Here is a 14,177-nt window from a genome sequence, read left to right as displayed (position 1 = left end):
AATTTTGTCGGATGCCGTTGCGGCAGGAATAGATTTATGCTACAATGAATACGGAACGTCCGAATACCGCTTTTCCGGTGGCCGGACGCTGTTTCTGTGTGTGGAAACAGCAGATCGTTCCTCAAGGCAATCGGGACCGGCATGGCCCGAAGCAAAAATGGAGGTATGGTTATCATGGAAAACAAAGTTCTGATTGAAACTTCCGCCCGTCATGTTCATGTTACTGAAGCGGACCTGGAGACCCTGTTCGGCAAGGGCGCTAAGCTGACTCATAAAAAGGATCTGTCTCAGCCTGGTCAGTTTGCCTGCGTGGAGAGAGTGGACGTTGTCGGCCCCAAGCGCACCCTGTCCGGCGTGTCCATCCTGGGCCCCACCCGTTCCGCCACTCAGGTGGAGCTGTCCCTGACTGACGCCCGTTCCATCGGTGTGTCCGCTCCCATCCGTGAATCCGGCGACGTGGCCGGCAGCGCTGGCTGCAAGCTGGTAGGACCCTGCGGCGAGGTTGAGCTGAAGGAAGGCGTCATCGTTGCCAAGCGTCATATTCACGCTACCCCCGAGGATGCTGAGAAGCTGGGTGTTGCCGATAAGGAGATCGTTTCTCTGAAGGTGGTCAACGACGAGCGTTCCACCATCTTCGGCGATGTGGTGGTCCGTGTTTCTCCCAAGTTCGCTCTGGCTGCTCATTTTGATACCGACGAGGCCAATGCGGCCGCTCTGTCCGGCGTTGTGTACGGCGAGGTCATCAAAGGCTGATTTCGGGTGATTTTCAGAGCACTTCAACATAAATCCCAGGCGGTCGTTCAGGCTGCCTGGAATTTTTTTGCGGCAATTGCAAATTTTTTGTGAATTTCGCCCCTGATAAAGAATAAAATACCATCGTCCGGCGTTGTATCAAATGTTTGGCATGGAGAATTTCAGCCTGCAAAAAAGAAGGATTTTCCGTTTTTTACGGGAAACTGGGGTGAAAATGCAGGATTTCTTTCGCTTTGGAGTGCTGAAAAGGCTGAGAAAGCGGGTCTCCATCTTAATATTCGATGACGTTCCGGGTCACATTTTGTATGATGGACGTTCATGGATTCTATTTGTTTTTTCAATAGCAGGATGCTATAATTGATTTTGCCAAAGAATTTGCATCGGCAGCTTTCAGCTGCCTTTCCTGGCCTTGATACAGGTATGCCCGCTGTTATTCCGTGCGGTATTAAAAAGCACAGGGAAACAGGCGCGGATGGGAATTCTTGGGGCGAGGATGGAAAGAGGGGTGTTTTTGTGGAGCAGCAGAAGGTGTTTGCCACCGCCATGCTGGGTTTCGATAAAAAAGCGGTGCTGGATTATATTTATGAACTGGACTGCACAGCCAAGAAGAAGGATGAGGAGCAGCAGCGCAGGACGGAGGAATATGAGCGCCAGCTGGAACAGCTGCGGCAGGAGCTGGAAGAAAGTGAAAGCCAGCGTCAGGAGCTGGAGCAGCAGCATCTTCAGGCTCAGGAGGAGCTGGAGGAATTAAAGGAGATCTGCCAGCGTCTGCGGGAGCAGAATGGACGTCAGGAGCAGGAGCTTCGTCACAGGGAGAAGGAGATCCAGATCCAGGCAGAGCAGAACCGTCAGCTGCAAAATAAAAACGCGGAGCAGGAAAGCAAACTCCGGATTTTGGCTGCGGAGATCCAGCTGAACCGTCAGCAGGCCGAAAAGCGGCGTGCCGCTGGGAAAGGGCAGGCGGAGGAGCAGCTGCATCAGCAGAAAAAAGAGGAAAAAACCGGCCCCCAGCCTCAGGGCGATGTAGCTCAACTGAAGGATGAGCTGGAGGAATTTCGCCGTCATATTTCTCAGACATTGGCAGGCTTTGAGGAGAGCCTCAATCAGCTGAACAATGAAACTCCGCCCAGGAAGTCCGGCACACAGTTTTTTCGATAAGGCCCCCGGTGAAAGGGGGAAGGAAAAAGAGGCCCCAATGCCGCAGCATGATTCTCAACGGTGCAGAATAATAACAAAAGAGGAATCTGCCCGCCGGAAAATCCGACGGATGCTGGAGCGTTGGAAACGGATGCTGGCGGAGCAATAAATACCGCGGTGTCTGCGGTCCGGTGATCTTCTCAGTAGTGAAAGGGAAGTCTGCATGATGACGGAAGCAACACAGATCCCGCAGATTCAACTGATGTGGGATTGGTTTATCAATATGGTCACATCCATCCAGCTGTCCGACGTGCTGGATATGTGCATTGTGGCCTTTCTCATCTATAAAATGGTGGGCTTGGTACGGGATACCCGCGCCGGTCAGCTGGTAAAAGGCGTATTGGCGGTATTGCTGCTGTATTGGATCGCCGAATTGTTCGGTTTTGGGATGCTGCGGGCGGTACTGGCATTCATCCTTCCTTATGGAGCTATGGTGCTGCTGGTGCTGTTTCAGCCTGAGCTGCGCAAAGCCATGGAACAGTTGGGCCGTTCCAGTATTTCTACCATTTCCAATATCCAGTTATTCGGTCCCGGCAGCGAGGCCAAGGAGCAGGAGCGGCAGAAAACACAGCAGCTGATTGATGCCATCTGTGAGAGCTGCGCAGCCTTTTCCAAGGATAAAACCGGCGCGCTGATCGTGCTGGAGCGGGAAACCAAGCTGGGAGATATCATCTCCACCGGTACCATTATCAACAGTGATCCCAGTCCGGAGCTAATCGGCAACATTTTTTTCCACAACGCGCCCCTGCATGACGGCGCTTTGGTAGTCCGGGAAAACCGGCTCCATTCGGCGGGATGCTTTTTGCCTTTGTCCCAAAATTATGAGATCAGCAGGATGCTGGGTACCCGCCATAGGGCCGCTTTGGGCGTCAGCGAGGTTTCAGACGCGGTGGTGGTGGTGGTTTCAGAGGAGACCGGCGCCATTACAGTAGCGCTCAATGGGCAGCTGAATATGCGGCTGACCCCGGCGAAACTCAAGGAGCTTCTCCAGCGGGAGTTGATTCATGAGACGGAGGAGAAAAAGGAGCATAATGTGAGCAAAATTCTCAAGCGGGTGAAGAAATGAAGCTGAACCTGAATTTCAATCTTTCTGAATTTTCCAAACGCCCCAGCGTTACCATTGCCTTTTCGATTATATGTTCAGTGGTATTGTGGTTTGTGATTACTTCCTCGGGGGAGACGGATTGGAAAAAGACAGTCCACGATGTTCCGGTGGAAATCAATCTTCCCAGCACCTCTGATTTGAATGTAGTGGAAGGGGAAGATGCCACCGTTACCGCGGAAATTTCGGGTATGCGCTACAATATCGGTAATTTTCATGGAGAAGATGTGCGTTTGCAGGCTTCTCTGACCGGTGTTACCAAGCCCGGAACTTACACCTTGCGGGTGGAGGCGGTCAATGAGGAGGGAAGAAAATATGAGGTGCTCTCCATTACCCCTTCCACCATTGAGGTGACCTTTGACCGTGAGGTGGAGCGGGACATCCCTCTGGAGCTGGAGCTGACCGGCGCGGAGGTACCGGATGAAGAGGCGTTCCAGCTGGGAGAGGCGACCATCAGCCCCACAATGGTTACCATTCAGGGGCCGGAGACCCAGGTAAACCGGATCGCCCGTGGCGTGGTGCGTGCTACTTTGACGGAACCTTTGTCCGCCACAGAAAAGCTGGATCTGCCCATTGTATTTTTGGACAGCGATGGAAATACGGTCCCGGTGGGGACGGAAGGCAGTTTGGTTACCTGCAATTATGAGACAGTGCGGGTAGAGATTCCGGTGCTGCGGATTGTAGAGCTGCCAACCACCCTTTCCTTTATCAATGTTCCCACAGATTTTCCGCTGGAGGAATTGGAGTATACCCTTTCCAACGATTACATCACTGTGGCGGCCACTGCCGAAACCCTCAGCCGTTATTATGAGGTCCCCATTGGATATGTGGATCTGTCCCAGTTGGATTTGACCGTCAACTCCAGCCTCACCTTTAAGCTGCAGCTGCCGGATGCCATCCGCAACTATAATAATATTGAAAATGTGGTAGTGGAGTTCAATTCCGAAGGCTTTGAAGCGAAAACCTTGTCGGTACGCAATATCGTCATCCGCAATGTGCCGCCGGATTATGACGCTCAGCTGCTTACACGGTCTATCAACAATGTGCGCATGATCGGCCCCAGTGAGATCATTGACGGGCTCAAATCCACCGACCTGGTAGCAGAGATTGACTTTGCCGACCAGGAAGTGCAGACCGGTCAGTATGAGGTTTCCGTTCAGATTTACGCACCCAACAAGGGTCTGGTATGGGCCATCGGTGAGTATACCGCTGTGGTCAGCGTACAGGAAAAATAAAGAATTTCCCATTCAAGCCCGTCCCAAGCGGCGGGCTTGAGTTCTGTTTGCCGGTTGTCTGGAAAGGAGAGATGGATCGGGATGATTTTAGTCAGAGGTATTTCCCTGGGACTGGATGAGGACCAGCAAAAGTGCTATGAAATGGGTCTGCGCCGTCTGAAGATTCCCCGCAGTCAGGTATTGGAGCAAAGAATCGTCAAACGGTCGGTGGATGCCAGAAAAAAAGATCATATTCGTTTTACCTACACCGTAGGTTACGTTCTTAAGGACGAAAGCCAGGTGGAACTGAGCATTGATGTGGGCCGCACACAGGAAAAACCATTGGTTTTTGAGCAGGGAACACAGGCTCTTTCCCAGCGTCCGGTGGTGGTGGGCTTTGGCCCGGCGGGAATGTTTTGTGCCCTGTATCTGGCCCGGCAGGGATACCGTCCTTTGGTGCTGGAACGGGGGGAGGCGGTGGAGCAGCGGATGGAATCCATTCGTCTGTTCCATGAAAAAGGTATTTTGTCACCCAGCTCCAACGTTCAGTTTGGTGAAGGGGGAGCAGGTACATTCTCTGACGGCAAACTGACCACCCGCATCAACGACCCCCGCTGTACTGCTGTCCTCCGGGATTTTGCGGCAATGGGAGCACCCCAGGAGATTCTGTGGGCAGCCAAACCCCATATCGGTACCGACGTCCTGCGGCAGGTGGTAGTGGCGTTTCGGCAGGAGATATTGCGGCTGGGCGGAGAGATCCGCTTCGGGTGTCAGATGGAACGGCTGCTGTTTGAAAACGGAAGAATCACCGGTGTCGCAGCGCAGGGAGAGGAGATCCCCGCCCAGCAGGTGGTGCTGGCCCTGGGGCACAGTGCCCGGGATACTTTCCGTACCCTGATGGCACAGGGAGTGCCGATGGAAACAAAGCCCTTTTCGGTGGGCGCCAGAATTGAACATCTCCAGTCGGAAGTGGACAAGGCCCTTTACGGACAATTTGCCGGACATCCTCTCCTGCCCCCGGGAGAATATCAGCTGGCCTGGAGGGACAAGGCTGGCCGGGCGGTCTATACCTTCTGTATGTGTCCTGGTGGGTATGTGGTACCGGCAGCGTCGGCGCCGGAGACGGTGGTCACCAATGGCATGAGCTATCACAGCAGAGACGGGCGCAACGCCAATGCAGCTTTGGTGGTGTCGGTGGACCAGCGGGATTTCGGAAACAATCCCCTGGATGCCATTGCTTTTCAGGAAAAGATCGAGAGAGGCGCTTATCAAATGACGGGCGGTTATCAGGCCCCTTGTCAGACAGTGGGACGGTTTCTGGAAGGCCGCCCCGGGGCGGATTTCGGCCGGGTGGAACCCACCTATGCTTTGGGGGTTCGCCCGGGTGATCTGGCGGCACTGTTTCCGCCGGTGGTTCCGGAATATATGCGCCGGGGCATCCAGTGGATGGGCCGCCGCCAAAGGGGATTTGATGCTGCCGACAGTCTGCTTACCGGCCCGGAAACCAGGACATCCTCCCCTGTGCGCTTGCTGCGGGACCAGCAGACACTGGTTTCACCTCTGGCGGAAGGACTGTATCCCTGTGGAGAGGGCGGCGGTTACGCCGGGGGAATTATGAGCGCCGCGGTGGATGGTATTCGTGTAGCTCAGCAGATCGTAGCCAGCGGCCGTCCGGTTTATGACTGAGAGGAAAATCATTTTCGGTGCCATCCCTTCTCCAGCCAGGTGCGCCGGATAAAAAAGGACACATGAGAGAAAGTGCAGAAAAAGCGCCAGGTATAGGAAAGAATTTTATTTGGCAAAAAGCGCTGAATGATTTGACGGTGGGCTCTGGTCCGGTGGATTGCACAAAAGAATGAAAAATGATATAATAGCGGCAAAACCCTTCCATTTTTGTCCACAAGGGGCGGAAAGAAGGGCGGCAGCCGGAAAAACGGAAGGGGCGCTGCTTGTCGGCGCCCCAATTGATAACAAAATCTTTTTTAGAACTGTGGTTTTAAAATCATAAAAATCAGGACATGCGCCTGATTTTTATACCACGACCCGCGCCCACAGGGGCGCGAAACCGGGGGTATCGCCGCTGGTTTCGTCAGGAACCTGCGGCGTATCCAGGGGGACTGGGTCCCCCTGGAAGTGTGCCGAACCCCTTCGGCACACTCAGAGGGACATATGCCTGATTTTTATACCACGACCCGCGCCCACAGGGGCGCGAAACCGGGGGTATCGCCGCTGGTTTCGTCAGGAACCTGCGGCGTATCCAGGGGGTATTGGATACCCCCTGGAAGCGTGGCGGATTTTTCCGACACGCTCAGGGGCGCTGCTTGTCGGCGCCCCCCTTTTGAACTGAAAGGAGGTGCCGGATGCGTTTTATCAGTTGGCGGATGCCTCCCAAAAAGGACAGTGCTCCGGCGCCGGGGCAAATGGCAGATTTGCCGGCCTTTCTGGGGAAAATTCTGGAAACACGGGGTATAAACACCCCTGAACTGGCCCATGCTTTCCTTACATATGAGGACCCGGGCTATTCTCCGCTGTTGCTGGCGGATATGGACAAAGCGGTAGCCCGCATCCGCAAGGGGCTGGAGGAAAATGAAAAGATTCTGGTTTATGGAGACTATGACTGTGATGGTGTGACCGCCACGGTGATGGTCTATGATTATTTGGAAAACCTGGGGGCCGATGTTCTCTATTACATCCCCGAGCGGGAGGGGGAAGGTTACGGTCTCAATGCCGCCGCCGTGGAGAAAATCCATCAGGCGGGGGTAAAACTGATCATTACTGTGGATAACGGCATTTCCGCTTTGGATGAAATCGCCCTGGCTTCCCAAAAGGGCATTGATACCGTGGTTACAGACCATCACCAGCCCGGACCGCGGCTTCCTGAGGCCGTGGCAGTGGTGGACCCCCATCGGCAGGATTGCCCCTATCCGGATAAAAACCTCTGCGGTGCGGGAGTGGCGTATAAACTTCTCTGTGCCCTGGAGGATGACCAGGAAGAAATGCTGCTGGAGCTGTATGGGGATATCCTTTGCGTGGCGACACTGGCGGATGTGGTGCCGCTGCGGGGTGAGAACCGCTATCTGGTACGCCGGGGGCTGGAGCTGCTGGAAATGAGCCAGCGGGAAGGGCTGCAGGCTCTGGCGAGGGAAGCGGGACTGAACCTGGAAACCCATAGCAGCGATAATGTTACCTTCGGTCTTGCCCCCCGCATCAATGCCGCCGGACGGATTGGTTCGGTGGACCAGGCGGTGGAGCTGCTGCTGTGCCAGGATCCGGAGCGGGCGGCGGAGCTGGCCCATGGAATCAATAGCCTCAATGCCAGCCGGAAAGGAATGGAGGAAGAGATCGCCAGAGACATCAGTGCCATGACAGCCAGACAGCCGCAGCTGCTGTCCAGCCGGGTACTGGTACTGGTGGGAGAGAACTGGAATCCCGGTGTGATCGGTATTGTTGCCTCCCGTGTGGTGGAGCGATATCGCAAGCCCTGCATCCTGCTGACCAGGATGGAAGGGGGAGAGCTTAGAGGCTCTGCCCGGAGCGTGGAGGGCTTTTCCATTATCAATGCCATCCGAAGCTGCGGGGACCTGCTGGAGCGCTTTGGCGGTCATCCCATGGCGGCAGGCTTATCTATGAGGGAAGAGAATCTGGAGCCTTTCCGGCAGCGGCTGGAGACGGTGGCCAGGGACAGCGCTCCCAGGATGCCGGTCCATTCCCTGCTGGTGGATGGTGTCATCCCCTTGTCGGATGTGACGCTGGAGCAGATCCGTCAGATGGAGCGGCTGGCTCCTTTTGGCTGTGAGAATCCTTATCCGGTGCTGCTGCTGTGGAATGTGGCGCTGGAATCTGTTACCCCCATTGGTGGAGGCAATCATTTGCGGCTGGGACTGCGTCAGGGCAGCAGCTCCTGCCAGGCTGTTTACTTCGGTATGAAGCAGCAGAATTTCCTTTTTGAACCGGGACAGCGGCTGGATTGCGCTGTGACCCTTTCGGTCAATACTTATCAGGGTGTGGACCGGCCTTCGGTGCGGATTCTCAGTCTGCGGCCCCACGGCTTTGACATGGCGGGCAAGCTGGCGGGGCAGGAAGCCTATGACCGGCTGTGCCGGGGGGAGGACCCCCGGGAAGCGCTTCCCGCTTGTTCCTTCGGCAGAGAGGCCATGAGCCATGTGTTCCGGTTCCTCCGGGGCTTTACCCCCTATCGGGGAGAGGCGGACGGCCTCTACTGGAGCCTGGGAGAAAAGGTGGATTATTTTCAGATCCTGGTTTCCCTGGCTGTACTGCGGGAAGTGGGGCTGATTTCCGTCATCGGGGAGGATGGCGTGGATGTGATCCGTGTACTGCCCTCGGAGAAGAAAGCCGATTTGACGGCTTCTCCTACCTATCAAAAACTATCCGGCTGGAAGGTGGTGAGCTGAATGGATGAGTTGTTTGAGCAGCTGGAAAACAGGATTCAACAGACCAACAAGCCCTATGAGATGGAAAAGATCCGGCGGGCCTATGAAGTGGCCCGGGACGCTCATCAGGGTCAGCTGCGCCGTTCCGGCGAGCCTTACATTGACCATCCCATCCGTGTAGCCATGATTCTGGTGGAACTGGGGATGGACACCGATTCCATTGTGGCGGCCCTTCTCCATGATGTGGTGGAGGATACCGATACCACTCTGGATGAGGTGAAGAAAAGCTTTGGCCCCGAAGTGGCGCTGCTGGTGGACGGCGTGACCAAGCTGGGCAAGATCCCCTTTTCCTCCCGGGAGCGGCAGCAGGCGGAAAATGTACGCAAGATGCTGCTGGCCATGGCCAAGGATGTGCGGGTCATCATCATCAAGCTGGCGGACCGGCTCCACAATGCCCGGACATTTGCCTATCTGCCTGATGAGAAACGCCGCCTGAAGGCGCTGGAGACCATGGAGGTCTACGCTCCCCTGGCTCACCGCTTGGGCATCAGCGGGGTCAAGGAAGAGCTGGAGGACATCTCCTTGAAGTACCTGGACCCCATCGCTTACAACGAGATCGAGGAGCAGCTGCTGCTGCGCAAGGAGGAGCGGGAAGCCTTTCTCCAGCGGATCATCGCCCGCATCCAGGCGCGTTTGGACCAGGAGCACATCCAGGCATCCATGTACGGCCGGGTCAAGAGCATTTACGGCATCTACCGGAAGGTATACATGCAGGGGCGGAGCATGGATGAGATCTACGATGTCTATGCCGTGCGGATCATCGTGGATTCGGTGCTGGAATGTTACAACATTCTGGGCGTTATCCATGATATGCTCCGTCCGATTCCCAACCGTTTCAAGGACTATATTTCCACCCCCAAGCAGAATATGTATCAGTCCCTCCATACCACTGTTATTGATAAGGAAGGTATTCCTTTTGAGGTGCAGATCCGTACCTGGGATATGCACTACACCGCGGAATACGGTGTGGCGGCCCACTGGAAGTACAAAATCGGCCTCAACGGCAAGGACAGCCTGGAGGAACGCCTTTCCTGGATCCGGCAGCTGCTGGAATCCCAGAAGGAATCGGATGATGTGGAGGACATTGTCAAATCCATCAAGACCGATATCGCGCCGGAAGAAGTTTTTGTTTTCACCCCCAGAGGAGATGTCATCAGCTTGCCGGTGGATTCCACTGTCATTGATTTCGCCTATGCTATTCATACAGCAGTGGGCAACAAGATGATCGGCGCCAAGGTGGATGGACGGATGGTCTCTCTGGATTTCAAAGTGAAAACCGGTATGATCGTAGAGATCATCACCTCCCAGGGCAAGGGCACCGGCCCCAGCCGTGACTGGCTGAACATTGTAAAAACCTCCGAGGCCCGCAACAAAATCCGCAGTTGGTTTAAAAAGGAGAAGCGGGAGGAGAACATCGCCGAGGGCCGCAGCGCCATAGAGAAGGAATTCCGGCGCAATCTCATCAACGTCCCCGAAGAGGATCGGGAGAGCTTTCTGGCGGATATTGCCGCCCGTCAGCGCTATAACAGCACCGATGATTTTCTGGCGGCCATTGGCTATGGCGGTCTGTCCCTTCAGAAGATCATGCCCCGGATCAAGGAGGATTTCCTCCGTCAGTATCGTTCCAATCCACAGCAGACAGCCATTCCTCCCATTCCCAAGAAGCGGCGGGAGAGCAAAGCCTCCAGCGGCGTGATCGTGGAGGGGCTGGACGGATGTCTGGTCAAGTTTGCCCGGTGCTGTAATCCGGTGCCGGGAGACGATATCGTCGGCTTCATTACCCGTGGCTTCGGCGTCTCCATCCACAAAAAGGACTGTGTCAATGTCATCAACGCCAGCGGAGACTCAGAACGCTGGGTCAATTGCACCTGGGCAGGCGAGGTACAGGAAACCTTCAAATCCACCATTGAGATTATCGGAGCAGATCGTCCCGGTCTGCTGGCGGATGTGAGCGTGGCCCTGAGCAATATGCGGGTGCCTATCCATACCCTGCTGGCCCGTGAGCTGAAGGACCACATGTCCAGTATTCAGGTGACCATCGGTACCAGTGGTTTGGATCAGCTGCGCAGTATCATCAGCACATTGAGAAAAATAAACGGCATCCATTCCATCGAGCGTACCGGACAATAAAAAGCAGCATGAAGCGGAGGTGATCCCTCCGCTTTACACTGTAGAAGCTTCGTTAATCAGAAGAGATGGCTTTCCCCCCACTTCGCCTGCATTTAGACGCAAAGGTCCGAAAGTACCGCCTGTTCTATGGAAATCACCTGAAAAAATGTTTGCTTGGGGGACGGTGGTCCGGGCAAAAGGTATTGCTTCGTATATATGCGCGGTTTGGGGTTTGGCTTGATGATGACAGAACAGATAAAAGGAGCAGCAGAATGAAAGCAGTAATTCAGCGGGTGGCCCGGGTGCGTCTGACCATAGATGGCAATGTTCACGCGGAGATCGGCAAAGGCCTTCTGATCCTCCTTGGTGTGACCCATGAGGATACCAGGAGTGAGGTGGATTACCTGGCCAAAAAGTGCGGTGAAGTGCGGATCTTCACCGATGAGCAGGATAAAATGAACCTGTCCGCGGCGGATATCGGCGGAGAGATGCTGGTGGTATCCAACTTCACCCTTTATGCCGACTGCCGCAAGGGGCGGCGTCCCGCTTTTGTGGAGGCGGCCCGGCCGGAGCAGGCGGAACCCTTGTATGAGTATTTTGTGGAGCGTCTGAAGCAGTGGAGCGGTGTCCCGGTGCAAACTGGTGTTTTCGGCGCCGATATGCAGATCGAGCTGGTCAACGACGGTCCGGTGACCCTGGTGATGGATACCGCTGAAATGATGAAATGAGGTGACGGGATGGAAATCGTTCAGGTTCCCATGTATTCTTTTGCCGCCAATTGTTATATTGTGACCGACGGCGCTTGCTGTGCCGTGGTGGACCCTGGGGCGGAAGGGGTCCGTATTGTGGATGCTCTTCGCCAGAAGGGTCTTGCCCCGGAAATGATTCTGCTGACCCACGGCCACTTTGATCATATCGGCGCAGTGAAGCAGGTGAAGGCCGCGTTTCCCCAGGCGGTGGTGACCGGCTGCCGGAAGGATGAGGAATTGTTTACCGATCCCGCAAAAAATCTGGGCCGGATGTACAGCGACGATCCCCAGCAGTACCAAATTGAGGTGGAGCGCTGGGTGGCTGAAGGGGATGTGATCCAGCTGGGCCAGACAGCCATTACCGTTCTGGAAACGCCCGGTCATACCCCCGGTTCCGTCTGCTATCAGTGGGATAAGGGAATGTTTTCCGGCGATACCCTTTTTGATCATAGCTACGGCCGGGTGGATCTGTATGGCGGAGACCCTGTGGCGATGATTGCTTCCCTGCGTCGGCTTTCCACTCTGGCGGGGGATGACAGAGCAACGGTTTATCCCGGTCATGAGAGCATTTGTACTTTGGGAGAAAGCCGGAGATTTTTACAGCAGCTGTTGGGAGAATATACATGATTATTGTGGCAGAAAATAAAAAGAATCACTATGAGCTGGCCAATATTGCTCAAATTTTCTTTCCCAACGAGACCATCACGCCGGTGGAGCGCCTGGAGCAGCCACCGGCGGAGGGAGAAACCCTGGTGCGGACCTTTTCCGTGGAGGAAGGGGACCGGCTGTGCAACCGGGTGGAGATCCGCTTTGGTGATGGACAGGAGCTTTCGGGAGAGGAAATGTCTGAGAACAATCAGCATGATTCGGTCCTGTCCATGGGACGGGTTTTGTATCAGTTGTTTGTGAAACGAACAGGACGGCAGATGGATTGGGGCGTCCTCACCGGTATCCGTCCGGTGAAGGTGGCCCGTGTGCTGCGCAAGCAGGGAAAAACTCCCCAGGAGATCCAGGAGATTTTCTGTAACCAGTATCTCACCCGCCCGGAAAAGGCCCAGCTGTGTATTGATACCGACCGTAACCAGGCGCAGGTGATCGACAGCGCGCTGCCCCACGGCTACAGCCTGTATCTGTCGATTCCCTTTTGTCCTTCACGATGCAGCTATTGTTCTTTTGTCTCCCATTCCATTGAAAAGACCTGGAAGCTGATTCCCGATTATCTGGAGAAGATGCTGGTGGAGCTGCGTCAGACCGCAGAGATCGCCAGGGAAAAGGGTTTGCGCCTTCAGACCGTTTATATGGGGGGCGGTACGCCTACGGTGCTGACAGCGGAACAGCTGGAGCGGGTATTGTCGGCAGTCCGGGAGGAATTTGATTTCAGCGACTGTACAGAGTTTACTGTGGAGGGCGGGCGTCCCGACACCATCACAGAAGCGAAGCTGGATGCCCTGCGCCGTTGTGGAGTGGACCGCATCAGCATCAATACCCAGACCACCAACGATCATATTCTGGAAGCCATTGGCCGCAAGCACACTGCCCAGGAGTTCTTTGATAAGTTCGCCCTGGCCAAAACCAAGGGTTTTCACGCCATCAATGTGGACCTGATCGCCGGACTGCCGGGGGAGGATGAGGCATCCTTCTGCCGCTCTCTGGACCAGGTGATCGGCCTGGGGGCGGAAAATATCACAGTCCATTCCCTTACGGTCAAGCGGGCGGCCCGTCTGGCGGAGGAGAAAAAGCAGCTGCTTCCCGCCGGGGAACGTCAGGCCCAGGCAACGCCGGTGTCCAGAATGATCGACTATTCCCAGCAGGCCCTTCGGGCGACGAGATATGAGCCTTATTATCTCTATCGGCAGAAGAATACCATCGACTGTCTGGAAAACGTGGGTTATTCCAAGCCGGGTACAGCCTGCCAGTATAATATTTTCATCATGGATGAGACCCACACCATTCTTTCTGTGGGCGGGGGAGGCGTCACCAAGATGGTGATGCCGGGAGCTGCCGGAGCAGAAAGCTGGGATAATGTCCGGATCGAGCGTATCTTCAATCTGAAATATCCATATGAGTATATCAGCCGCTTCGATACCATTTTGGAGCGGAAGCAGAAAATCCTGGAGTATCCGCTGTAAAGGATAGAGCCGGAAAAAGGAGGAATAACAGATGGCAATTTCATGGGATCGTTTGGCCAGCCAGGCCCGCCGTGCCGCGGCTACTGCTGGAAAGGTTGCAGGGGAAGTGGTGGATACTTCCAAAACCAAGCTGTCGGAAGTTCGCCTCAATTCAGAGATCAGGGACGCCTATGAGCGCTTGGGAGCGCTCACCTATGATGCCTCCCGCTTGGGCCGCTCCAATGAGCAGCTGCGGGAAATGGTGATGAGTGAGATCGATGGTCTGCTCAAAGAGCGGGAACTGCTGAAAACCCAGACCGCCGCTATGAATGGGATGGTTCTTTGTCCCCAGTGCGGCGCCGCCAACAGCATGGAAGTAAACTTCTGCAACAAGTGCGGAAGTCCGCTGCGCTCTTCCAGTCATCAGGCGTCGGAAAGCCCTGCGGTTGAAGTTCCTCTGGAAGTGGAGAAGGAAGCAGAGCAATAAGAAGCTT

11 protein-coding genes are annotated in these 14,177 nt (G+C 55.1%); all 11 read left to right on the top strand.

Features of this window, described 5'->3' with window-relative positions:
- Window positions 1-174: 174 nt before the first annotated feature.
- The 11 genes from pduL to BQ5383_RS18315 all read left to right on the top strand — a co-directional run bounded on the left by pduL (window position 175) and on the right by BQ5383_RS18315 (window position 14,170).
- Window positions 175-753 carry a phosphate propanoyltransferase gene (pduL, locus tag BQ5383_RS18370; protein ID WP_071434484.1) on the top strand — a complete coding sequence of 193 codons (579 nt, stop codon included), beginning with the start codon at window positions 175-177 and terminating at the stop codon, window positions 751-753.
- Between the two features lie 513 nt (window positions 754-1,266).
- The gene (locus BQ5383_RS18360; protein WP_139193478.1) at window positions 1,267-1,911 is read left to right on the top strand and encodes a hypothetical protein; all 645 of its coding nucleotides are present in this window, start codon (window positions 1,267-1,269) and stop codon (window positions 1,909-1,911) included.
- A gap of 202 nt (window positions 1,912-2,113) precedes the next feature.
- Window positions 2,114-3,016, top strand: a complete 903-nt coding sequence (gene cdaA / locus BQ5383_RS18355) for a diadenylate cyclase CdaA (protein ID WP_083390061.1) — start codon at window positions 2,114-2,116, stop codon at window positions 3,014-3,016.
- A complete protein-coding gene (locus BQ5383_RS18350) occupies window positions 3,013-4,287 on the top strand; it encodes a CdaR family protein (protein WP_071434477.1) in 1,275 nt (424 codons plus the stop codon). Before cdaA ends, BQ5383_RS18350 begins: the two co-directional genes overlap by 4 nt.
- Before the next feature lie 81 nt (window positions 4,288-4,368).
- Window positions 4,369-5,952, top strand: coding sequence for an NAD(P)/FAD-dependent oxidoreductase (locus BQ5383_RS18345; RefSeq protein WP_071434475.1), 1,584 nt, complete (start codon window positions 4,369-4,371; stop codon window positions 5,950-5,952).
- 674 nt (window positions 5,953-6,626) lie between these two features.
- Window positions 6,627-8,678, top strand: coding sequence for a single-stranded-DNA-specific exonuclease RecJ (gene recJ / locus BQ5383_RS18340; protein ID WP_071434473.1), 2,052 nt, complete (start codon window positions 6,627-6,629; stop codon window positions 8,676-8,678).
- Window positions 8,679-10,847, top strand: coding sequence for a RelA/SpoT family protein (locus BQ5383_RS18335; RefSeq protein WP_071434471.1), 2,169 nt, complete (start codon window positions 8,679-8,681; stop codon window positions 10,845-10,847). It begins immediately after the preceding gene.
- 251 nt (window positions 10,848-11,098) lie between these two features.
- On the top strand, window positions 11,099-11,554 hold the full coding sequence (gene dtd, locus BQ5383_RS18330) for a D-aminoacyl-tRNA deacylase (protein WP_071434469.1): 456 nt from the start codon (window positions 11,099-11,101) through the stop codon (window positions 11,552-11,554).
- A 9-nt stretch (window positions 11,555-11,563) separates the two neighbouring features.
- Window positions 11,564-12,202 carry an MBL fold metallo-hydrolase gene (locus tag BQ5383_RS18325; protein WP_071434466.1) on the top strand — a complete coding sequence of 213 codons (639 nt, stop codon included), beginning with the start codon at window positions 11,564-11,566 and terminating at the stop codon, window positions 12,200-12,202.
- A complete protein-coding gene (gene hemZ, locus BQ5383_RS18320; protein ID WP_071434464.1) occupies window positions 12,199-13,704 on the top strand; it encodes a coproporphyrinogen dehydrogenase HemZ in 1,506 nt (501 codons plus the stop codon). Before BQ5383_RS18325 ends, hemZ begins: the two co-directional genes overlap by 4 nt.
- A 31-nt stretch (window positions 13,705-13,735) precedes the next feature.
- On the top strand, window positions 13,736-14,170 hold the full coding sequence (locus tag BQ5383_RS18315) for a zinc ribbon domain-containing protein (RefSeq protein ID WP_071434462.1): 435 nt from the start codon (window positions 13,736-13,738) through the stop codon (window positions 14,168-14,170).
- Window positions 14,171-14,177: the final 7 nt, after the last annotated feature.

Origin of the sequence: Angelakisella massiliensis, assembly GCF_900104675.1 — a bacterium.
Classification (GTDB): domain Bacteria; phylum Bacillota; class Clostridia; order Oscillospirales; family Ruminococcaceae; genus Angelakisella; species Angelakisella massiliensis.
This window is presented reverse-complemented; position numbering and strand designations above follow the sequence as displayed.

Excerpts from the sequence above, each read along its gene's own strand:
- dtd (WP_071434469.1), top strand. The coding sequence starts at position 11,099 with ATGAAAGCAGTAATTCAGCGGGTGGCCCGGGTGCGTCTGACCATAGAT.
- BQ5383_RS18325 (WP_071434466.1), top strand. The coding sequence starts at position 11,564 with ATGGAAATCGTTCAGGTTCCCATGTATTCTTTTGCCGCCAATTGTTAT.
- hemZ (WP_071434464.1), top strand. The coding sequence starts at position 12,199 with ATGATTATTGTGGCAGAAAATAAAAAGAATCACTATGAGCTGGCCAAT.
- BQ5383_RS18350 (WP_071434477.1), top strand. The coding sequence starts at position 3,013 with ATGAAGCTGAACCTGAATTTCAATCTTTCTGAATTTTCCAAACGCCCC.
- BQ5383_RS18345 (WP_071434475.1), top strand. The coding sequence starts at position 4,369 with ATGATTTTAGTCAGAGGTATTTCCCTGGGACTGGATGAGGACCAGCAA.
- cdaA (WP_083390061.1), top strand. The coding sequence starts at position 2,114 with ATGATGACGGAAGCAACACAGATCCCGCAGATTCAACTGATGTGGGAT.
- recJ (WP_071434473.1), top strand. The coding sequence starts at position 6,627 with ATGCGTTTTATCAGTTGGCGGATGCCTCCCAAAAAGGACAGTGCTCCG.
- BQ5383_RS18315 (WP_071434462.1), top strand. The coding sequence starts at position 13,736 with ATGGCAATTTCATGGGATCGTTTGGCCAGCCAGGCCCGCCGTGCCGCG.
- pduL (WP_071434484.1), top strand. The coding sequence starts at position 175 with ATGGAAAACAAAGTTCTGATTGAAACTTCCGCCCGTCATGTTCATGTT.
- BQ5383_RS18335 (WP_071434471.1), top strand. The coding sequence starts at position 8,679 with ATGGATGAGTTGTTTGAGCAGCTGGAAAACAGGATTCAACAGACCAAC.